We start from the raw sequence: 21,949 nt of genomic DNA on the forward strand, positions 1-21,949 counted from the left end.
GTGGGTCATTCCGGATGAAGCGGCGTGATGCGCGGCCGGCCCGTGACCGGATGGCGATCGACGAGCGCGACGACGCCGAACACGTCGCGCAGCAGCGCTTCGGTCAGCACGTCGGCCGGCGCGCCCGATGCGACGACCCTGCCGTGCGCGAGCACGTGGAGCCGGTCGCAATACGCGGCCGCGAGATTGAGATCGTGAATCGTGGCGAGCGTCGCGATGCCGAGGCGCCGCACGCGCGCGAGCAGTTCGAGCTGATGGCGCAGGTCGAGATGGTTGGTCGGTTCGTCAAGCAGCAGCAGTTCGGGCTGCTGCGCGAGCGCGCGAGCCAGCAACGCGCGTTGCTTCTCGCCGCCCGACAGCGACGCGAACGGCTGCGCGCGCCGCGCCAGCAAGCCGACGTCGTGCAGCGCGCGCTCGACGATTCGCGCGTCGTCCGCCGTCTCCGCGTCGAACGGCCGCTGGTGCGGCGTGCGCCCCATGCCGACCAGTTCGTCGACCGTCAGCCCGAAATCGTCGGGCGTCTCCTGCTGCAGCACCGCGATGCGCTGCGCGACCGCGCGCGGCCGCATGCGCCACACGTCCTGCGCGTCGAGCGCGACACGGCCCGCATCGGGCCGTGCGTAACGGAACACGCAGCGCAGCAGGCTCGTCTTGCCGCTGCCGTTCGGGCCGACCAGCCCGACGAACTCGCCCGCGCCGACCGCAAGCGACACCGTGTCGAGCACGGTCGGCACGCCGGCAGGCGACCAGCTCACGCGATCGATCGACAGCATCGGTGTCGGCGTGCGCACCGTCATTGCTAGAAGCGCATCGTCGCGACGAGCTCCGCCGAGCGCGACGGGCCGAGCAGCCATTGCTCGCCGCCGTTCGACGTCGTCACCGCGTACGTGCGGTTCGCGAGATTGCGCAGGTACAGCGCGAGATCGACGCGCGGCGTCGCACGCCACAGCAGCGACGCGTCGAACACTGTATACGACGGGATCGACACGCGGTTCGCGTCGTCGCCGTACGTCGCGCCGACGTAACGCATGCCCGCGTTCGCCTGCCAGCGCTCGGCAAACGCCCAGCCGAGCCACAGGTTCGCCGTCTGCTGCGGCACGTTGGCCGGCGCATTGCCGGCGCGCGACACCGTCGCGCCGCCGACCTTCTGGTCGTACGCGTCGTAGCGCGCGCGCAGCAGCGCGACGTTCGCGTCGATCGTCCAGCCGTGCGGCAGCCGCGCGCCGCCCGTCAGCTCGATGCCGCGCGACGATTGCCGGCCGACCTGCCGGCGCAGCGCGGGGTTGAACGGATCGGCGCTGAGCAGGTTGCGCTTCGTGATGTCGTACGCCGCGAAGGTCCAGTACGCGCGGCCGTCGAGCAGCGTCTGCTTGACGCCGGCCTCCCACTGTTCGCCGGTTGCGAGCCGGTAGTTCGCCTGCGACGCGGACAGCGTCAACAGCGAGCCGAGGCCCTCCGCGCCCGTCGTGTACTGCGCATAGGCGCTGAGCGTCGGCGCGACTTCGAACACGAAGCCCGTGCGCCAGCCGACGTTCGCGAAACGCTTGTCGAAGCCGGCGCCGCTCGCCGCCTGCTCGCGGCTGAATGCAATGTGGTCGTAGCGCAGGCCGCTCACCCATGCGAGCCGCGGCAGCACGTCGAGCCGGTTCTCCGCGAACACCGCGGCCTGCCGCGCCCGTGTGCTGAATTGCGGCACCGTCGGATCGGGGCTCGCGAACGAGCCGGGATCGAAGCCGTGCGCGGGAACCGTCGATTCGCCGCCGTACGGCGAATTGTTGGTGCCGCTGAACGTGATCTGGCTGAATTCCGTGCCGACGACGAAGCGGTTCGCGCGGCCGAACAGCGTGCCGTCGAAGCGTGCGCTCAGCCGATCGCCGATCTGCCGCTGGTGATGGCCGATGTCCAGATAGTCGCCGCGCGTGACGAGGCCCGTCGCGGCGTCGAGCGCGTACGATTCGGCATTGCGCCAGTGGCGGTTCGACGTCAGGTAGTAGAGCTGGTTGTCGATCGTCACGCCGGCCGTCGGCCGGTAGCGGGCCGACAGGCGCGTCCACTGGTCGTAGTAGGCAATCGTCGCATCGCCGACGTCGTAGTTGAGCTTGCGCAGCGACGGACCGAGCACGCCGTTCGGTGCCGGCACGCCATAGTAGGTCGCCGGCATCTGGCGGCCGTAGTCGAAGTCGAGCGTCAGCGTGAGCTTCGCGCTCGCGTCGAACTTCAGCGCGCCGCCGACGGCCGTCGTATGCGTATCGGCCCGCTCGGCGAGACCGTTCGCGCGCGCATCGCTCGCGTAGAAGCGGTAGGACAGCCTCGGGCCGAGCGCGCCCGTCGTATCGAACGCGACGCGCTTGCCGCCGCCGGTGTCGACGCCCGTCTGCAGCGTCGTCTCGCGGACGGGCTGCGGCCGCTTCGGCACCACGTTGACGACGCCGCCGATCGCGCCCTCGCCATACAGCACCGACGCCGGGCCGCGCAGCACCTCGATGCGCTCGACCGACCACGTGTCGAACGGAAAGGTGATCGTGCCCGCGGCGGGAAGGAGTCGTACGCCGTCGAGCAGCGTCATCACCGATTCCTGGCCGCTGAAGCCGCGCACGCTGAGCGCAGTGCCGCCGTTGCCGGGCGCGGCCGCGCTCGAAAAGCCGGTCGCGCGGGTCACCGCGTCGAGCACCGTGCGATCGCCGCGTGTCGCGATCGCCTCTGCCGTGACCGACTCGACGCTCGCCGGGGTGTCGAGACTCGCGAGCCCGAGCCGCGAACCGGTGTCGAGCACGCGCGACAGCGGATCGAGCGGCGCCCCTTGCGCGGTGACGTCGATCGTCGGCAGCGCGTGCGGCGCGGCATCGGCTGCCGCGGCCTGCGCTGCAAGCGCGCCGGAAGTGGTCATCGCGCAGGTCAGCATCGTCGTGCAACCCCGCCGCGTGTGAGCCAGCCACGCCCCGCGTCGGCGCGGCGGGCTGCGTCGACGCGCCGGTGATGGTGTTGTTCTCGTCACTTCGTATCGGTCTTCGTGTGGTCTCGCCGCGCGCGAAACCACGCATCGGCAGCTGGCGCGCCGGTCGGCGACGCAATCTTCCGATGATACATTATATCGTCACCAACTGTCAGGCAATTGTCAGCCGGACGGCACCGGCGAGCCCATGAGCAAAGGAGCGGCTGCGGGACGCAAATGGAGGACGAGTGAAGAAGCTTGGCCCATGCGGCCAGCCGGAAAAAGAAAAGCCCCGCAAGTCCGAGAACTTGCGGGGCTTATTCCGCCATTTCTGGCGGAGACGGAGTAATTTGGCGGAGAGAGAGTCCCACATTGTGAAATCCAACAACCTCCAGTGAGTTCCAAAAATCCTTTGGTATCAAGCAGCTAACGATGTTTCGGGGCAGCTTTCAGTCCGCAAACATCCGCGCAAAACCAAGGGAAGCCAGGAACCATTTGATAGTCAATCTGTAAGTCTAGGAGGTTGGTATGCGGATTCTCAATAGGCTCACCGCCGTACAAGTCACGCGCACAAAAAAACCGGGCTTCTATTGCGACGGCGGTGGACTATACCTGCAAGTTACCAGAACGCAAGCAAAGTCGTGGTTGTTCCGTTACATGCGGGGCGGAATATCTCGCGGAATGGGACTGGGGCCTGTTCATACGGTATCGCTGGCCGAAGCCCGTATCAAGGCGCAAGACGTACGGCGAATGCTACTAAACGGTATTGATCCTCTCGAAGCAAAGAGGGCGACACGCCAACAAGAGCGGCGCGAGCGTATGAAATCGCTACCGTTCCGCGATTGCGCCAGCCAGTACATCGAAGCCCATCGCCAATCATGGAAGAACAGCAAGCATGCAGCTCAGTGGGAAAGCACGCTTACGACCTACGCGTACCCCATATTCGGCGACATGCTCGTTTCCGAAATTGACACCGACGAAGTCGTGCAGGCGCTCGAGCCGATCTGGGCCACCAAAACCGAAACAGCAACTCGTCTTCGTGGACGAATCGAAGCCATTCTCGCCTGGGCTACGGTCCGGCGTTATCGCGCAGGACTCAACCCTGCACGATGGAAAGGACATCTCGACCAATTGCTAGCCAAGCCCTCGCGTCTGCAGAAAGTCCAGCACCACGCTGCCCTTCCCTACAGCGACGCCCCCGGCTTCATGAAGTTGTTACGGGCTCAGGAGGGAACGGCAGCACTCGCCTTACAACTCGTCATCTTGACAGCCAGCCGCACGAACGAAGTGATCGGCGCACGTCGCGCGGAATTCGATCTTGCGGCCGGCGTCTGGACCATCCCTGCCGAACGCATGAAGGCGAAGCGGGAACATCGCGTGCCGCTCTCCACCGAGTCGGTGAAACTGATCAGACCTCTGCTCGAAGCTGGTATTGGCGAGTTCGTGTTTCCGGCCAGCACGCCAGGCAAACACCTATCGAACATGGCCATGCTCCAGCTCCTCAAGCGGATGGAACGTGAGGATCTGACGGTGCATGGGTTCCGCTCCACGTTCAAGGATTGGGCGCGCGAAACCACCGGCTATCCGCGGGAAGTTTCCGAGGCTGCCTTGGCGCACGTCATCGGGGATCAAACCGAAGCCGCGTATGCCCGGGGAGATCTGTTCATGAAACGTGCCGGTCTTATGCACGATTGGGCCAACTACGTGACAGGTCATGTGGCGCTTCACTCCGTTGCTCCCGAGCCCGCAGCATCAGCTGTTTCGTGATCGTGGAAACTCCGCCGACTTCCACGTCGGCGGTAATACGAGCGACGAAATAAATCACGGCAGCTATGGATGACATCGATCAGAGGCGGTCCGCAAGCACACTTTCCGGGGTCAACGCAGGAAGCCCCAACACTGCGGCCTTGTAGGCCAAGAGCTGATCCGATGGCACATCGTATCGACGCAGCCAGCGGTCGCCAGCAGCAGGACTCTTGTACAGCGGGGCTTGCGTACCGCCGAGACCAATCTGCAATTGCCATAGCGAATCGACGCGAACGTCTTTCAGCGCATGGTTGGCGATCACGTAGTTCGCCGGCAACACGGGCGTCCCCTTCTCGTCGACGGATGCGCCCGACTCCGGCCGCGGGCCGGCCTGAATCGCGACACCACTGTCCAGGTCGTAGAACGCAAACCAGTCGCGTGGCAATTCATTGCGCAGCGCTGCGATGCCACCCACTTTCTCGAGCATCTGTTGGTTGATCGCGGTCAGCCAACTGACGGTCTTCAATTTGTCGCGTAGATGCAGGGCATTCTGGATCGGGTCCCCGACATCCAGACCGCTGAAGCGTGTGGATAACCAATATTCGGTCGGTGTATTGGGTTCCGGCTGCGCGTAGCTGAGATTCGCCGCGTAACCGGCGTATCCGCTCGAAACCTTCAGGCGCCGCGCACACTCCACGAAAAGCTGCTGGAACACCGTGGGATGCTCGGCGACGTGCAATACCGGCATGGAGAACGTCAGCGCGTTCGTGCCGTAATCGGGATGCTGCTCCTGCCGAGCGGTCAAGCCGCTTACCCGAAATTCCCAAAAGCTGGCGTCGATGGCCTTCTCGCCCGACGTCACATAGACGCCCAGCCCCTCATTCGATTTACCGACCGTGAACACCTTGGGATCGAGTTTACCGTTCTTGAGCGGTATCTCCCGTTTTCCGTCCTGCCATAACCACGTGAGTCGATCGCTGGCCACCACTGAGTAGGCCTCGAAACACTGTGCGATCTCGTTCCGAACAGCAGGATCAGCCGCATGCGGGAAAAACAATGCGGCGCGGATCACCAGCGCAGCGCCGATGTAGTCGTGCGGCATGCGCGGCTCCAGCAGTGCGCCCGGTATCAGCGCATCCTTCTGGTGAGCACGTGCCCATTCGATGAAATGTGGATCAGCCATGTCAGTCAGGGAACGATAGGGGTAGGTGGTACCGGCAAGCCCCATCCCGGGGTGCCCGGCGCGGGCCGCTGATTCAGGAGCGTCTTCATCTGACGCTCAAGCGAATCCAGCATGTCGGACATCGGACTCGTCGCCGGTTCCTCCTCCCCTGCCCGCTTCCTGCTGCATCCGCACGTCGTCGGGTCGAGCACGGTCACCGTGGCGTTGCGCCCCGCGATCCGGCGGTAGTCCCTCAATTGTGCCGCATCGCGCGGATCGGGCGGGAACTTCATCTCGACGACCGATCGAAGATTGTCCTGCGTCGGCGGCTTCGTCGGGTCCTTGACGACCACCACATCGGGACGACGGATGTTGCCAACGCCCGGCTCGTAGCCCTTGCGCCCGCCCGGCCAATATTTCTCGATCCAGCCAGGCAGGTAACCGTGCGGTTCGAGCGCGTTGGACGAACTCATAATCGGCGACGGCGGCGAGTCATCCATGTTGTAGTTGATCTCCGGCTTGTAGGGGCTTTGAAAGTTCATCGCCGCGTCGCGCTCCTTGAGCTTGCGACGCACGCATTGCTGCTTGAGCGATTGGCCCTTCAGCCCGACATCGGGCTCGTCGTTGCACTGGCAGATGGCCCCACACAGAACGGCCCGATCCTTTGGAGTGAGATCGTTGTCGAGTTGAACGATCGTGGTCTGACCTTCGCCCGGCGCCATGCCACCAGACACCCTGCCACTGCCGTAATCGCTCATGATGCCGACGAGCCGTGCCCGAAGAGCAGCGAAGCCGGCTCATCGGCTTCGTGCCATTGCGTGTAGCCGTTGCTGTCCGTCACGCCGGACATCAACGCGCCGAGCGATGTGCGCAACGTGTAGGCATGGCCCTTCGCCGGAGCGCCAGTGGCCGCATCGAGCACTTGGAAACGGCCGCGAAACGCGCGCGACGATGGATCTTTTTCATAGACCGCCGTCGTACCACCCATTGGATTGCCGGCGCCGCCCGTGATCTCGGCCGTCGAATTGTGCTGTGAGGCGATCAGCTCGGCACCGCATGCCGTTTTATCACCCTCGGTCGCCGGCGGGCGTCCGTCGAAGGTCATGCCTAACGGTTTAGTGCTGACGATCGGAAAGACGCCACCGCAGCGCGGACACGAAACCATGTCCCCAAGCATCGCCATCGGCTTGCCGTCCATCATGTCGGTGGGTGAGCACTTCTGCACGACGCCACCGTGCGATGTGCGGTCGCCTTCCCGTATAAATGCGAACCCCATCGATTCACTCCATTGAATGAGAGGGGTTGCTACTTTACCTCAGACGATTGGTACACAACGCGGTTTTGTCAAATTCCGCTGGATCTCGGCTGATGATTCGATGCGGCATGGATTGAAAAAACGGATGTCCGCATAGCCGGTTGATACCGCCGTTCTCTGCTGCATGCCAAAAGTTGGGCACGCTGACCGTGCCGTGCTCGGTGGACGCATTTCGCCCCTCAGCGGTCGGTCGTCACCGAGCGTCTGCGATGGCACGCTTGCAAGGTACAACGACCGTTCGCTCATTTAGGCACGGTTGGCTCCGATGCATCGCTCCTTGCAATCCAGCAATTCACAACGTGTATCCACACTCGTCATGACCAGCGTCTTCTCTCGATCGAGCACTGCAAAGTTCACGTGTCCAGAACGCTGCGTCACACGGACAATGCGTGTTTTGGCGGCCATACGTACGATCCGCGTGCCGGCCGTGAGCCAGTCACCAAGCCCTTCCGCTGTTAATCGCCGTCGCGAGCGGTTTCTCCAAAAAGAACTCAGCCGCGCGTGGCCAAACAGCAGACCGTAAGCACCCCGCGCTACCAACACCCCCGCCCATGCACCCTGATGCATCACGGACCGGTCGCCAGGGCGGCATTGGCCTTTGATAAAGCCACCTGGGCGTTGAGGTTATTCGCCTGCGCAGTTAGAAGTGTCGTCTGCTGGTTCGTCGCTGCGATTTTGCTTTGCTCGTCGGGCGCCTGTGCGTTAGCGGCGGCCTGCGCCTGGGCTACCGCCAGGTTGTTCTGGGCAGTTACGAGAGCCAGTTGTCCGGCTGGACCAGCGCTCAGCGCGTTGGCTTGGGCGGTGGCGAGGTTGGCCTGAGCGGTGGCGAAGGCCGTCTGGGCGGTGTCCGTCGCCGTTGCGGCCGCCGTCGTCGCATTGGCTTTGGCTTGGGTCAGGGCGGTTTCAGCATTGATCTGAGCCGCTTCGGCTTGGGTTCGGGCCAGCTTGGCCGCGGCGACCTGAGCAGGAATGGCAGCGATCTGCGTGGTGGTGCTGGCCGTCTGGCCCACTGCTGCAGCGGCAACAGCCGTCTTTTCGGCGATCTCAATCGAGGTCGGATTACCGTTGGTATCGAGGCTGATCGCGGCGAGCTCGGACTTAAAGGTGCCCCCGGTCATAGGCACGATGTACATCTGCCCAACCTGCAATACCCGGGCGTCGGGCTTGACAGGCAGGCTCTCGTAGTCCGCGAGCTTGTGTCCTGGCTCCAGGGTCTTCTTGCAAGGGGTGCCGGTGCACACCATCAAACGTCCCAGTCCCGCCACTCTCACCGGTACGCCAACCTTGATGTCGGGGGTGGCCGGCGGGGGCGCGGAAGTCCAGCCGCCGGTATCGCCATCGGGCCTGTAGATGGCTACCGACACGTCGAACTTACTTACGTCAAGCGTGGGTTTAGGACCACTGAGAAGCGTTCCCGCCCTCGGCGTGTCGACGAACCAGTTAACCCATTTTTGCGCGGTACCTTCGTCCATCTGGAACGCGTGGTCAGACTTGAACACGTCTCCCCTCGGCGGCCAAACGACCGTCTGCACGTCCTGGACGACTTTCAAGGTTGTGGTCAGATTGGCCTGATCTGCGGTGAGCTTGGCGGTTTTGTTTGTGAGATCCTCAGCCGCCATTCGTAGGGCCTGCCTCTGCGAGGGATCGGTCTGGATCGCGGTGACGAGCTGAGTCACCCGGGTAGTTGCGTCCGCAACCGCCTTGTTGTCGGCGTCGACAATGTCGCTGAGCGAGAGGATCTTGGGCTGTCCCTTGAGTTGCTTCGGATTGAGCTTGGCATGCGCCTGTTTTACAAGGTCCGTGCAGTCAAAGTACGGCTTGGACGTGTCCAGCCCGCCGGCCACAGCGGCGATCTGTGCCACCGAAGTAACCAGCCCGGTGATCACCGCAGCCGTTTGATCCGTTGACTGCGCGTTCAGGCTTGTGCTGACGCCATCTGCGCCCAGGCCCGCAGTGATGTCGCTCGTGGCCCAGTACCCGTCCGAGGACAGAACGTATTGCATGGTCGGATCAAGCGCCTTGCCCTGGGCGACGGCGACCGAGACTTTGACATTCATGGTTCCTTTGCAGCTCTGTACCTGCCGGGTGATGGTCAAGGTGTACTGCGTCATTGGCAGGTTCCAAGGGACGCCCTTTGGCGGGGCGGCGTTCGGATCGAGCTTGGTCACCTTGATGCTGGAGGCGCAGCCGCACAACGCTACCCCTAGTGCCAAGAGCAGGCTCAGATTTCGCATCATCATAGGACTTTCCCTATCGTTGCCTTCGGAGCGCGGCGCGGCGCGGCGGCGGCTGCCCGGCGCGCATTGCGACGCCCCTGTCCCATCATCGCACGTGCTCCCAACTGCCCCTGCGACACATGGTTGCCGTTGAGAATCTGAACCCCATCGGAGTCATGGTACTGGGCGTAGCCACCCGGTCGCGCACTGAACGGCTGGAGCGGAAGGCGACAGAAGTTTGTTGCGGCCGATTTGCCGTTGCGGCCGAAGTAGCGCTGGGTGACGAAATTCGAGACCTTGACCGTGCCGATCAGGTACGAATCCATTTCGGTCGCATCGCACACCTCTAGCTCGAAGGCGACGGCAATCGCATCGGGGTTCGTGGGATCAGGCCCGGCGACTCGCAAGCTGGCCTGCGGGTCGGCAAGCAACTCCAAGACCTCGTGCGACAGAATGACGGACCATTCCAGGTTGCGTCGGTCGCACGCATCCAGGAAGACGAAGCCAAACGGAACGCCGGGATTAGTAAGGTAGTGGTGGCCGAGCAGACTATCGATGCCGCTGCTGGGGTCCTGAGCCTCGTCGCCCAGATAGATGATCGCGTCTTGGGCGGCGTCGATCTGCACTGTCGACTGGGGCGATGTCATTTGTTGAGCGACGAGGATCGTGGTGGCGCCCCACTCAGGCTGGAAATCGCGGTTGATCTGGATCTGGATAGCCGCCAAAGTTGCACCAAGTTCAGCATCCGTGACGCTGGACAGATTGCCGATGACAAGACGGGCCGGCACCCCTGCCGACTGAAAGACCGGACTTGGCGCAATGGCGGCCTCACCACTGGCTTGCGCCATCGCCACTGCCGCGTTGGCCCCCCAAGGGAAAAGAGTCTTCAGCTGGTTGAAGGCATAGGGCAGGAACAGTGCCGAGCCAATGAGGAAAAAGACGCTCACGGCGCCAAGCAGGGTTTTGACTGAAATGACGTCACCGCTCAGCGCCAGACCGAGCACGAGGTTTCCCGTTGCCCAAAAGAACGACGCGATCATGATCGCGCCAAGGGCGCCGCTAACGCGGCTGTAACTGGTGGCGTCCGTGGCGCTTCCGTCGGGGGCCTTTTCTTTAAGCATGTCGTTCAGCCGCCTGCCGAACGGCACAGAACCGAGGAAGCCAACGACCGGGAGGTTGAATGTCGCGAAGACGAGGCACCAAAGCCACCACGGACTCATCGATGACCTCCAGTCATTTGGTTTACTGGTCTTTTAGAAAGGGTAGCACGACCAATATTTCTCCAGAAAATATTGTCGACGCATCGTCACGCACGTGGGGAACCGAATACTTTTCGCGCATCTTTTCGTTAGGTCGACACGACTATGCCGAATCCATAGCTTCCCGAAGCTTGAGATGGACGTGTGGCGCGCGACAGAACGGAAATCGTGAAAGTTTGGAAGGTGGAAACTGCAATCGGTTGCGTTAAATGTTGTCGATCTTCGCGTCAGAGTTATCGGGTTCGCTCAGGTCGTGGCTTTCTGCGGTTGACTGTTCCTGGCCCGTTCTGCGACATCCCAGCCCCACGCAGATGCTCAGAATTGGAGCATTGGATCTAGAGTGATCCATGAGTACGAATACTCGTCAAGTCATCCTCACTACGTTTATTGCAGGTGAACGTCTTGTGCAGGCCAAGCGAAATACATGGCATCTCGACATCCATTCGCGCGCATTTCGCCGTCTTCCGTCATCGTTCTTTGAACTCGCTCACAGTGCACGCAACATCGGCGAATTAGATAGAATGATCCACTCTGGAAACGCTTCCTTCATTCCGTGTCGGCATCGCGCAATACCTAGGGTTCGATGAGCGTCGTACCTGTCGGGCAAGGAGTATCTGTGCACCGCTGAAGTCAAGAAGGTAGAAAAATGGATAAGACCAAACATGAGCATACGAGGGCTTTAAATCTCGCGGTCCCAGTGATCATCAGACCGCGCATTCCTAACCGGCTCATATCCCACAGTGTGGGCAAGCGCATCGATTCGAACCCCGTTCTTGCGCAAACGAGCGAGCCACCGATTTCCGCAGTGTCACGCGCGAGATCAGGCACCCGCTATGATTCGCTCCCGGCCTACGAGCGACAGCGCATCGATCCATAGCCACTCCACATCCCTCTGCGGACCTCTCCACGTGCTCCCGTTCGGCGGCAGCACTATAGGGTCGTGCCGCGCTCCGGATTGGTGACGGTATCGCGCATCGGTTTGCCTTCCCATACCAGTCACCCCCAACCCGCGCCACCGAGCGCCAAGGAGTGACTGCTATGCCGCGTCTCATCGAGCCCAACGCGCCCGCCGACGAACTCGTCGAACACTGCATCCTCCGCCGCAAGGACGTCGAACGCCGTACCGGCTTCAAGCGTTCGCACATCTACAACCTCATGCATCAGGGCAAGTTTCCCCGAGCGATTCCGCTGGGCGCCCGTGCCGTCGGCTGGGACTCGCGGGAAATCGATCAATGGATCGAAGAACGCAAGCAACAACGCGCTTGACGACGCGCACAAGGTGATAGGCCATGCTTGTCGTCTCCCTGATTTCCACCAAGGGCGGAGTCGGTAAAACGACGACGGCCGCCAATCTGGGCGGCTTTGCCGCCGACGCGGGGCTGCGGGTGCTGCTGCTCGATCTGGACGTGCAACCCACGCTATCGAGCTACTTCGCCGTGAAGGCGCGCGCCGAGGCCGGCGCCTACGAATTACTCGCGGTCAACGACACCGATCCTACCCGACTCATTTCGCATACAGCGATCGCCAAGCTCGATCTGATTCTGTCCAACGACGACCGCGGCCAGTTGAGTTCGCTGCTGCTGCATGCGGCCGACGGACGGCTTCGCTTGCGCCATCTGCTGCCGGCGTTCCGTCCGCACTACGACTTGATGTTGATCGACACGCAAGGCGCACGCAGCGTGCTGCTCGAAGCTGCCCTGCTCGCGTCGGACCTCGCGCTGTCGCCCGTTACACCGGAACTTTTGTCCGCCCGCGAATTCCGGCGCGGCACGCTGCGATTACTGGAGGACATCGCGCCGTACCGACACCTGGGTATCACGCCGCCGCCGTTGCATCTCTTGATCAATCGCATGCCGGCCGTGTCGCGCAACGCACGCCTCATCCGGCAAACGCTGCGCGACCTCTTCGTGGCACGGACCGACGTGCGCGTGCTCGCCACCTGCGTTCCCGCGCTCGAAGCGTATCCGCGTGCGTCCACGCTGGCGCTGCCCGCCCATCGTGTCGAATATCGCGCACCGTCCGGCCGTGTCGCGCCCTCCGCTCTCGCCACGATGCACGCGGTGAGCGACGAGCTCTTTCCGGCCTGGCGCGAGCGCTTCCATCAACTCGCGAATCGGCTGGCACCCTCCACGCCGACGACGTCCGCCACGGACAAGGACTGACGTCCATGGCCGCGCTCACGCCCGACGACATGGCCGCGAAGCTGCTCGCCGAAGGCTTTGAGCGAAACGGCCCCGTAGCATCTGCGCTGACCGACCCGATCGCCGACACACCGATGGTCGTGACGCTGGAGCAGTTGCGGCCCTACGAGCTCAATCCGCGTGTGACGCGCAATCCACGCTACGACGATCTGAAGGCGTCGATCCGCGAACGCGGACTGGATGCGCCACCAGCGATTACGCGCAGGCCGGGCGAGTTCCATTACATCATTCGCAATGGCGGCAACACACGCCTGGCGATCTTGAACGAGCTGTGGACGGACACGCACGACGAACGGTTCTTCCGCATCCCGTGCCTCTTTCGCCCCTGGTCGCCGCGCGGCGAGATCGTCGCGCTCACCGGCCACCTCGCCGAGAACGAATTGCACGGTGCGCTCACTTTTATCGAACGTGCGCTCGCGGTGGAAAAGGCACGCGAGTTGTATGAGCAGGAAAGCGGCGCGCCGCTCTCGCAATCGGAACTGGCCCGGCGGCTGACCGGCGATGGCTATCCCACGCCACAACCTCACATCAGCCGCATGCAGGAAGCCGTGCGTCATCTGCTGCCGGCCATCCCGACATTGCTCTACGGTGGTCTCGGCCGACCGCACGTCGAAAGGCTCGTCGCGTTGCGTCGCGCGGCGGCACGCACATGGGAGCAGCGCGGGGGCGAGGGCGCGGAGTTCGCCGCGGTGTTCCAGGAGGTGCTCGCACTCTTCGACGGCGACGTTGCCGGCTTTGCTGTGCAGCGCATGCAGGATGAATTGATCGGGCAGATGGCCGAACGGCTCGGTGTGGATTACGACGTGCTGAGCCTGGACCTCGAGGAATCCGAGACTCGGCAGCGTGCCCTCGCCCGGGAACCCACCGCACCACCGGACGCCGCTTCGCCCCACGCCCGAAAAATCTCACCGTCGCCCGACGCGAGCCCCCCTTCAACGACGGCCGTTTCCTCTACGGGCGATGCTGCCGCGCCACCACCGATGGCGCCATCGCCCTCGACACCGCCCGAGCCACGGCCATCGTCCATGCCGAATGACGATGTCGGGTCCGTGCAGCAGCACGTGGTATCGCCGGCGCCCGACACGGGACGATTGCAAGCGCTCCGACAACTGGTCGCCGAGCATACCGGCGACGCCACGCCCTCCGATTTCGCCACGACCGTGATTCAGGCCGTGCCCGTGCAAGCAGGCGGGCTCTATCCGATTTCGGACGTATGGGCCATCGCGCCCACGCTCGACGATCCGCTGCCCTTACGCACCCACATCGCACAACTCGCGCGCGAGATCGCCGCCGAGGCCGACATGGATGCCTGTGTGGTCGCGACCGACCAGGGCATCGGCTACCGCATCGACGAGACGCACGTCCATCGCACGTCACCGTTGCCGTTTTTCGCACGCGCCGTGCGCGGACTGCTGCTCGCCCTCACGGGAGTGGCGTCCGAAGGCCACACCGCCTCGGCGGAATCGGCCTTCGCCAGTCTGCGCCTGGCCGACGATCTGGCTCCCTTGCTGCTGGGCGGCACCGTCGCGCATCCGCTGACGCGTCTGAGCGATGCCGCTCTCGTGAAACTGTATCGACTGGTACGTCTCGCCCGCCGCCTGCGCGACCATCTCAACGCTCCACCCGGCGCAGCGGAAGGCACGCATGGAGCATCCTGATGTCGGCACCCCACCCGTTGAACCAGGCCGTGATTGCCCAGGCCCTGCACGATCTTCGCCACGGCCAACTGCGCCGCTGCAAAGCCATGGGCTTTGGCGACGATGCGCTTGAGGCGCTGAAGCACCCGGAGATGGTGAGTCTTCTGGTCAATGCATCGGTGGCCTGGTGCAAGGTCCAGGTCAACGGCGATGTCCTGCGTCGCTTGCTGCATCAGGCCCGCGACGTCGAACAGGAGATCGAGGCCGTCGACCGCATGCTCCGTCTCGGCGCCAGCACCGAGATGGTGAGCCAGTTCTACGGCCTCACGCATCAGGAGGTTGCCCTGCGTCGCGATATGCTCGGCATGCCCAAGCGCAAGGGTCGCTGGCCGGTGCTGACCGAGGCGCAGGAGAAAGCCGTCTGGGAGCATTGGCAGCCGCGCATCGAGGCCGAAGACGTCGATCCGCACGACGACAGGACGATGCTGGATCTCTGCATGGATACAGCCGAAGCCTTGCATCTGCCGATGGCGGTCCTCTGGAACGCGATGCAGGGATGGATTGCCGAAGGGCTCGTATAAACCATGGTGGCACGCCCTGCCGACCCGTCTGGCAAACCGGCGGCACGGTCAGGTGATGCCGTGCTGTTCAGCGGCAACCGGCACGAAACCGTGCCGCGTGCACTCTTTCTCGATCGCCGGCTGACGCCGCTCGAACGCAACGCGTGGCAGGTGATCCGATGGCAACTGCAACGCGACGGCATCACCGCGTTCCCTACCTACGAAGAACTCGCACCGTATCTCGCGTCAATGCCCTGCACGAACAAGGCATCGTCGGAGACGGTTGCCCGCGCCCTGACCATCCTGCGACTGACGCGATGGCTGAGCCTGGTCCAGCGTCGCCGCGACACATCGACGGGGCGCCATCAGGGCAATCTCTATGTGCTGCACGACGAACCGCTGTCGCCGTTCGAGGCCATCCAGCTCGACGTGGAGTATCTCGACCTCATCAGCCGCGCACTGAGCCACGCGAGCAAAGCGATCCAGTCGATCGGCTATCACGTTCTCGAGGAACTGGCGACCGATTCGCTACTGACTAGTTGTGTGTTACCCACGCGGTTGCAGATCATCACGCAACGATTGACGCAACAGGGCCTGCACGACGAGACCGACGACTCGATCGACGATGCAGCGCTGCAGGCGCGCAGTTATCCACAGCACGCATCCGAAGACGGTGAAACTCGCCGCCTTCGGATGCGTGGCGAACGGCCTTCGGATGCCGAACACGGTCGAAAACCCGCGGCAGAAGCCCCTCTTCGGAATCCGAACGCGGACCGTACAGTACGTATAAAACCTTCTTCTGATGTACTTACTCCTGTACCGCACGCGCGCGAAGCGCTGCGCTTACCGTCTCGCTTCGCGACATTGCGCACCGAGCAGCAAAACGGTGCGCTGGCCGCCCTGCAACAGGTCGATCCCTCGCTGCGCCAGGCTGTGCTCGATGAATGGCAAGCGCGGCTCGACACGCACGCGGTACGCAAGCCCGCCGGTTATCTGTTCGGCATCATCGGCAAGGCACTGCGCGGCGAATTTCAGGCGTGGCGTGCACCGCCGAGCACGTCACCTGCGCCACCGACCATCACCACGCCGCCTACGCGAGCGGCCGATGCCGGCGTCGTGCAGCAGCACCTCACGCACCTTCGCGCGCTCTTGCGTTTGCCACCCGACGATTCGAGATGAACGTCTCGTCTCGCGTAGGTTCCATCGCAGGCCACGGGAGGCTATACCACTGGTATAGCTCGGCCGATATCGAAGCAAGCCCAAGTGTTTCTCCGCGTTGCCTCTCCGCACAGCGTCCAATCTGACCATGCCGTGCCGATGCCGTCGTGATCCACCGAAGGCTATACCACGGGTATAGCTGTACAGCCTCTGCCATGCCGCGCCTGTTAGCGGGCGCGTCCTCACGTTGCCCACGCGTGGCGGCCAGCACGCTCGCTGGTACTGGCATAATGGCCCCGTCAGCGGGGACGCCCGGTTGCCATGGCAGGCACCATGACATCGCTTCGCCCATCTGTCTTCACGCCTGTCGTCACCATGCGCCCCACCCCGGATCACCGCGAGGCAGGCCTTGAACAACACGAACGACGAACCTCTGCGCGTCCTGCGGTTTTGGCGCGACCTGGAAATCTTCAATATCCCGACCACGCCGACGGCGAAGGACAATACGCCGCAAATCAAGGTCAGCACGCTACGGCGCCGCGGCCCACACGCCACGCTGCCGTGGCATCGCGACGAATTCGCGCCCACCGAGCAGCATGCGTTCCTGCACGTCGTCTACGTGGGCGTCGCCGACGTGGAGGATCTCGCCCGCCTGGTGTTGCGCGGCATCCTCCCCAACGATGACCTCAGCGAACGCGAAATCCAGCGGGTGAGCGGCCAGGGGTGGCTCGCCGCTTTCGTCGTCAATGAGCACGGTGTACCGCTGCCCAGCAGCTACCTGGCCGCAGGCTACGCGCACGGCGTCGATGCATTTCGCGAGACGGGTACGCTAGAGAACGTCAACGCGCGCCTGCAGCGTGCACAGGAAGAATTTGCGCAGCGCTGCCATCGCCTGGCACCGGCGAACGGAAACGACGAAAGCACCGCGTCCCCATCGGGTACGCCGCTGCGCTGGGATGAGCTTGAGATCGAGCGCGAGGTGGTCTGCGCACTGCTCGGCGAGGGCGCCAAAAAAGCCACGCTGGACTGGCGTGTCGTCGTGCGCACCAGCCGGATCAAGCGCAGCAAGCTCAAGGACAATCAGGAAGCGGCCACCGAGTTCCTCAACTCGTTCTACCTGGACGATCTCGACCGGCTGATCGATCAAGCCGAAAAGCAACACCCGTTCGGCGCCGCGCTCACCCGTTATCTCGGCGCGGCGATCACGCCTGAAGGACGGGTGGACATCCTCACCGAACACGCCACGATGGCGCACTTGGTCAGCGCCGCACGCCTGCCGTCGGCTCGTTGGCCCGCACCCTCCAAGTACCCGCTCGTGCTCGCTCAACAGGCGGCCGTCGCAGAGGTGTTGCGCACCCTGAGCCCCGACCGCGGCATCCTCGGTGTGAACGGTCCACCCGGCACCGGCAAGACGACCCTGCTCTGCGATGTGATCGCGGAGATCGTCACCGAACGCGCACAGCGGATCGCGAAGCTTGCCAAACCCGCAGCCTTGTTCGAAGAGTCGGTGCAAATCGCCGGCATGAAGTTCTCGCCGCTCAAGCACGACGTGATCGACGGCACCTCCATCGTCGTCACCAGCAACAACAACAACGCCGTCAAGAACATCACGCAGGAATTGCCCGCGCGCGCCAAGATCAGCGGCGAATTCGAACCGGTCGCTTACTTCGACGAGGTGATTCGCGAAATCTTCCGCGCGCAGAAAGTGCTTGACGACGAAAAGCAGCCCATCGACGGCTGGGGCGTCATCGCTGCTGCGCTCGGCAATGTCAGCAATCGGCGATCGTTTACCGCGGGCTTCTTCCGTGACGAACGCAAGGATAAGCAACCGGCCACCGTTGCTGGCACAAAGACCGATGCGCCGGAGGACGATGGCAACGACGACGCGGAAGAGACCACGACGAACGACGCGCCTCAGAACGCCAAACCACGTGACGACCGGCCGCCGACGATGAAGCAGATCCTGGAAGCCGCCAGCGAGGATTACCCCCGCTATCAGGCCGAATGGAAAGCCGCAAAACGCGCGTTCCTCGACGTGTACGCCGAGGTCGAGAAGCAGCGCGCCGTGCTGGTCGCCGCCGAGCAAGCCGCGCGCGAGCTGGATCGCAGCCGTGTGCAACAGGAAACGCTTGAAGCATCCCTCGAAGCAATTGCGGACACGATCGCCGCGAGCGAACAGGCGCTGGCCGCATCGCGCACACAGCAGGCCGACCTCCGTGCGTTGATGCAAAGCCATCAGGCGATCCTCGCGCAGTGCGAAGCGGCTTATTTGCCCTCGCTCTGGGATCGTCTGATGCAATGGTTCGGTCGCGAAACACCCCGCATGATCGTGCGACGCCAGGCACTTGAGGCACCCACGCGCGCGCTGAGCGAAACCACCGCGGCGCTCAGCGCGCTCAGCCGCGACATCGCGCAATCCGAGGCCGCCCTTCAACGCGAGCGCGAACAGCATCACACCGTATCGCGCGCGCTGGCGACCCTGATGCGCCAGCGCCAGGTTCACCAACAGGCTCTCGATGCGGGCTATGCGACGGGCGCGAAACATTTTCCGGATGACGCATTCTGGTCCTTGCCCTCCGACACCCGTCATCGCGCCAGCATTGCGGTGAGCCCGGCGCTCGATCACCTGCGCGCGCGGCTGTTCCTTGCCGCCGTCGAACTGCATCGCGCCACGATCCTCGCCACGGCCGGCAAATTCATCGGCAACCTGCGCGTGGTGAATCGCATGCTTACCAACACGCTGCAGGACAAGCTGCCCGCCGATCAACGGCCGCTCCTGTGGGATGTGCTGTTTTTCGTGGTGCCCGTCGTGTCCACGACGCTCGCCTCGTTCGATCGCCTGTTCGTCGGCCTGGGACAGGACAGTCTCGGCTGGTTGCTGATCGACGAAGCGGGCCAGGCCACGCCACAATCGGCGGCCGGCGCAATCTGGCGCAGCCGTCGCGCGGTCATCGTCGGCGATCCGCTGCAGGTCGAACCGGTCTTCACCGTGCCCTTGCGCCTCACCGAAGCGTTGCGTCGCCGGCATCAGGTCGATTCGGCCTGGTCGCCCGCTGACGAGTCGGTGCAAACGCTCACTGATCGCATCACGCCGTTCGGCTCCTGGGTCAGCGCATCGGCGGACGGCGCCACGGGTGATCACCGCATCTGGACCGGCATGCCGTTGCGCACGCATCGACGCTGCGACGATCCCATGTTCTCGGTCGCCAACCGCATCGCCTACGCTGGGCAGATGGTGCAGGGGAGCGTCGATGATGCAGGACAACCGCTTCCCACGCCGTTTTCCTGTGTCCTGGGCGAGAGCGCTTGGTTCGACGTGGCCTCCACGCGCGTGCGCCATCCGGTGTCCGAGGACGAACTGGACGTGCTGCGCCAGTGCCTCACCGCCTTGCGGCGCGAACCGGCGCGCGGCGAGGACAACAAGCCGGCTCGCGTCTACGTCATCTCGCCCTTTCGCAAGGTGGCGAACGCCTGCGGGGATGTCGTGCGACGCGGGAAATTCGAGGGCATCGATGTCGGCACCGTCCACACGTTTCAGGGCAAGGAAGCCGCCATCGTCTTCCTCGTGCTGGGTACGGCGCCCGGCAAGAAAGGCGCGGGCGCACGCGCGTGGGCAACCGGTGCACCGAACCTGCTCAACGTCGCCATCACCCGCGCCAAGTGCCGCCTGTACGTGATCGGCGACACGCAACAGTGGGGCGGTCTGGACTATGTCAGCGAACTGTACGCCGCGCTGCCGGTGGTGCGTCGGCCGTCCAGCACGCAGCCATCCACGCCAGCAGAAGACACACCCTCCCTCTTCGACGCGTAACGCGCGTCGCACGCATCAACCCACAGCGGTCGTGAGCTATACCAGTGGTATAGCTCGCTCCGTCGTGCGCATCGTCGGCCCTAATCCGGCCGCCGCGCCCTGCCCTTTGTTCACTGACGGCCTTCCCTTCGATCGTCATCGTGACACCCGTCCTTCCTTGCGACGAGTGTCCCCATGGCCAACGATCCCTCTTCCCTGCAACTGAACCTCGGTGCGCTGCGCAGCGCGATGCAACTGACGCTGCACACACATCATGCGGCGCGCATCTGGCACGGACGAACGGCCGCCGAAGGACGGCCCGGCATCATTGGCCTCAACGGCTTCGTTGCGATCATGAACAAGATGAAACGCGGCGCCGAACAGGACGATCCGTATTCCGATTGGTGGATGCTGCGTGTCGAGGACAAACTCGCGCAGACCAAGGCCACCCTGCAAACCCTGCGCGAACAGGTCGATCAGGCGCTGGCCGACGTGCCGCCAGCGTTGACGCTCGGCGACAACCTCAACATCCAGCCGGTGCGAGTGCCACTCTTCATCAATGCGCAACTCGGCTTCATGGCCGTGTACTTGCTCGCCGACTACGACGATCTCGCGCGACGTCTGATCCTGGCGCACCACACCGCGATGATCGACCGACGCACACTGGAGCGCTGGCTCAACGACGGCGCGCATGCGCTACGTAGCCTTTTCAGCCTGGCCCAGCAATACCGCTACTCCGGCACGCAGCGCGACGACTTCGCCGCGAACAATGCCGCCGCACGCGCCGCGCGGGAGAAATTCGGCGAACTGCCGCAAGACGTACTTGAAGGCACGCGCCGCTCGCGCTTTGCACCACCCATCGTGCATCGCAGTGGTCTGGCGCAGCGTCCATCATCGACCGCGACCACAACGGAACCGGATGCGGCAACCTCAGACGCATCGGCTGCGATGCCCGCCGACGATAGCAACCATGCCGACGATGCGGAGGCATCGTGAGCACCATGCACGAGGCCGTTGGCGCAACGCGTCGCTTTGTGCCGCTGGAACAGACAGCCTTCCAGCGACTGGAACACGCGGCCTACCTAAAAGGCCTTTTAAAACCTTTTAAAGGTAAGGGGGATCTGGACGTCTGGGCCAGCCAATGCGAGGCACTGCGCGACGCGCTCATCGCCCTGGCCGAACGAACTCTTCTGCCGCAAGTGCGTCGCCCACCGTTCGATCGACTGCCGGTCTATCTGGCCCAGCAGCACACTGGCGCAGGCACGACCTTCCTGCGCTGGCGCAACCTTGACCGTTCGGCGATGGGCGTCGCGTTGTGGGACGCATTGCTCGACGATTCCCACACACCCGCTGCGTTGATCGACGACCTGTACGCGATGGAACTGCAGCGCATCGCACTCAACATGCAAATCAGTCTGCTCCACACCCTCGCCCGCCAGGCGCACACCGGCGTCGCCGCGATGGCGCACGCCGACGACCGCTACTACCACCGTGTCGCGCGACACACCCACTCGAAGGAGTCTTCATCATGAGCATCCGTTTTATCGGCGAAGGCAACATCGGCTCTGCGCCGGAGTTTCGCGAATTCCCACACGGCAACGACGATCCCGATCGTCTGCTGCGCCTGAACGTGTATTTCGACAACCCCGTTCCCGTGAAAGACGGTTACGAGGATCGCGGCGGCTTCTGGGCGCCGGTGCAACTGTGGCACGACGAGGCCGAGCATTGGGCGACGCTCTATCAGAAAGGCATGCGCGTGCTGGTCGATGGTCGCATCGTGCAGGACAAATGGACCGACAAGGACGACAACCCGCGCGTGACCTTTGTGATCGAGGCACGCAGTGTTGCCATTCTTCCTTATCGCATCGAGACGATCGCGCTCAGCCCCAAACCGGGACGGGAAGCTGATAACGAAGATCGGACAGACGCACCGGACAACTAGTCGCCCACCGTTATACCAGTGGTATCACCGA

General features: G+C 63.6%; 17 protein-coding genes. 10 read left to right on the forward strand and 7 right to left on the reverse strand.

Annotated features, from left to right (window positions below):
• Window positions 1–5 precede the first annotated feature (5 nt).
• On the reverse strand, window positions 6–797 hold the full coding sequence (locus WT26_RS14115) for an ABC transporter ATP-binding protein (RefSeq protein WP_069273139.1): 792 nt from the start codon (window positions 795–797) through the stop codon (window positions 6–8).
• A 2-nt stretch (window positions 798–799) separates the two neighbouring features.
• A complete protein-coding gene (locus tag WT26_RS14120; protein ID WP_420480924.1) occupies window positions 800–2,995 on the reverse strand; it encodes a TonB-dependent receptor in 2,196 nt (731 codons plus the stop codon).
• A 465-nt stretch (window positions 2,996–3,460) separates the two neighbouring features.
• Here WT26_RS14120 and WT26_RS14125 point away from each other — a divergent pair, with 465 nt between their 5' ends.
• The gene (locus WT26_RS14125; protein ID WP_069270302.1) at window positions 3,461–4,699 is read left to right on the forward strand and encodes a tyrosine-type recombinase/integrase; all 1,239 of its coding nucleotides are present in this window, start codon (window positions 3,461–3,463) and stop codon (window positions 4,697–4,699) included.
• Between the two features lie 79 nt (window positions 4,700–4,778).
• On the opposite strand, the gene WT26_RS14130 is transcribed toward WT26_RS14125, so the two are convergent.
• From WT26_RS14130 to WT26_RS14150, 5 genes are all read right to left on the reverse strand, one after another.
• Window positions 4,779–5,861, reverse strand: coding sequence for a type VI immunity family protein (locus WT26_RS14130; protein WP_069270303.1), 1,083 nt, complete (start codon window positions 5,859–5,861; stop codon window positions 4,779–4,781).
• Between the two features lie 5 nt (window positions 5,862–5,866).
• Window positions 5,867–6,598 (reverse strand): VRR-NUC domain-containing protein, encoded by a 732-nt coding sequence (locus tag WT26_RS14135; protein WP_069270304.1) that lies wholly within the window; start codon window positions 6,596–6,598, stop codon window positions 5,867–5,869.
• Window positions 6,595–7,116 carry a PAAR domain-containing protein gene (locus WT26_RS14140; RefSeq protein WP_069270305.1) on the reverse strand — a complete coding sequence of 174 codons (522 nt, stop codon included), beginning with the start codon at window positions 7,114–7,116 and terminating at the stop codon, window positions 6,595–6,597. The genes WT26_RS14135 and WT26_RS14140 overlap by 4 nt, the downstream gene beginning before the upstream one ends.
• Before the next feature lie 605 nt (window positions 7,117–7,721).
• Window positions 7,722–9,395, reverse strand: coding sequence for a hypothetical protein (locus WT26_RS14145; RefSeq protein ID WP_069270306.1), 1,674 nt, complete (start codon window positions 9,393–9,395; stop codon window positions 7,722–7,724).
• A complete protein-coding gene (locus tag WT26_RS14150) occupies window positions 9,392–10,591 on the reverse strand; it encodes a hypothetical protein (protein ID WP_069270307.1) in 1,200 nt (399 codons plus the stop codon). Before WT26_RS14150 ends, WT26_RS14145 begins: the two co-directional genes overlap by 4 nt.
• Before the next feature lie 1,077 nt (window positions 10,592–11,668).
• Between WT26_RS14150 and WT26_RS14155 the strand changes: the two genes are divergently transcribed.
• From WT26_RS14155 to WT26_RS14195, 9 genes are all read left to right on the forward strand, one after another.
• Window positions 11,669–11,896 (forward strand): helix-turn-helix transcriptional regulator, encoded by a 228-nt coding sequence (locus WT26_RS14155; protein WP_015601714.1) that lies wholly within the window; start codon window positions 11,669–11,671, stop codon window positions 11,894–11,896.
• A 23-nt stretch (window positions 11,897–11,919) separates the two neighbouring features.
• Complete coding sequence (locus WT26_RS14160) at window positions 11,920–12,792, forward strand: ParA family protein (protein WP_069270308.1); 873 nt, start codon at window positions 11,920–11,922, stop codon at window positions 12,790–12,792.
• Between the two features lie 5 nt (window positions 12,793–12,797).
• Window positions 12,798–14,489: a ParB family protein gene (locus WT26_RS14165; protein ID WP_069270309.1), complete on the forward strand. Its 1,692-nt coding sequence runs from the start codon at window positions 12,798–12,800 to the stop codon at window positions 14,487–14,489.
• A complete protein-coding gene (locus WT26_RS14170) occupies window positions 14,489–15,049 on the forward strand; it encodes a DUF2857 domain-containing protein (protein ID WP_069270310.1) in 561 nt (186 codons plus the stop codon). The genes WT26_RS14165 and WT26_RS14170 overlap by 1 nt, the downstream gene beginning before the upstream one ends.
• A 3-nt stretch (window positions 15,050–15,052) precedes the next feature.
• Window positions 15,053–16,207 (forward strand): STY4528 family pathogenicity island replication protein, encoded by a 1,155-nt coding sequence (locus WT26_RS14175; protein ID WP_069270311.1) that lies wholly within the window; start codon window positions 15,053–15,055, stop codon window positions 16,205–16,207.
• 388 nt (window positions 16,208–16,595) lie between these two features.
• A complete protein-coding gene (locus WT26_RS14180; RefSeq protein WP_069270312.1) occupies window positions 16,596–19,997 on the forward strand; it encodes an AAA domain-containing protein in 3,402 nt (1,133 codons plus the stop codon).
• A gap of 174 nt (window positions 19,998–20,171) precedes the next feature.
• Window positions 20,172–20,972 (forward strand): PFL_4669 family integrating conjugative element protein, encoded by an 801-nt coding sequence (locus WT26_RS14185; RefSeq protein WP_069270313.1) that lies wholly within the window; start codon window positions 20,172–20,174, stop codon window positions 20,970–20,972.
• 5 nt (window positions 20,973–20,977) lie between these two features.
• A complete protein-coding gene (locus tag WT26_RS14190; RefSeq protein ID WP_069270314.1) occupies window positions 20,978–21,508 on the forward strand; it encodes a DUF3158 family protein in 531 nt (176 codons plus the stop codon).
• Window positions 21,505–21,918, forward strand: a complete 414-nt coding sequence (locus WT26_RS14195) for a single-stranded DNA-binding protein (RefSeq protein ID WP_015601755.1) — start codon at window positions 21,505–21,507, stop codon at window positions 21,916–21,918. Before WT26_RS14190 ends, WT26_RS14195 begins: the two co-directional genes overlap by 4 nt.
• Window positions 21,919–21,949 lie beyond the last annotated feature (31 nt).

Source organism: Burkholderia cepacia (assembly GCF_001718835.1).
Classification (GTDB): domain Bacteria; phylum Pseudomonadota; class Gammaproteobacteria; order Burkholderiales; family Burkholderiaceae; genus Burkholderia; species Burkholderia cepacia_F.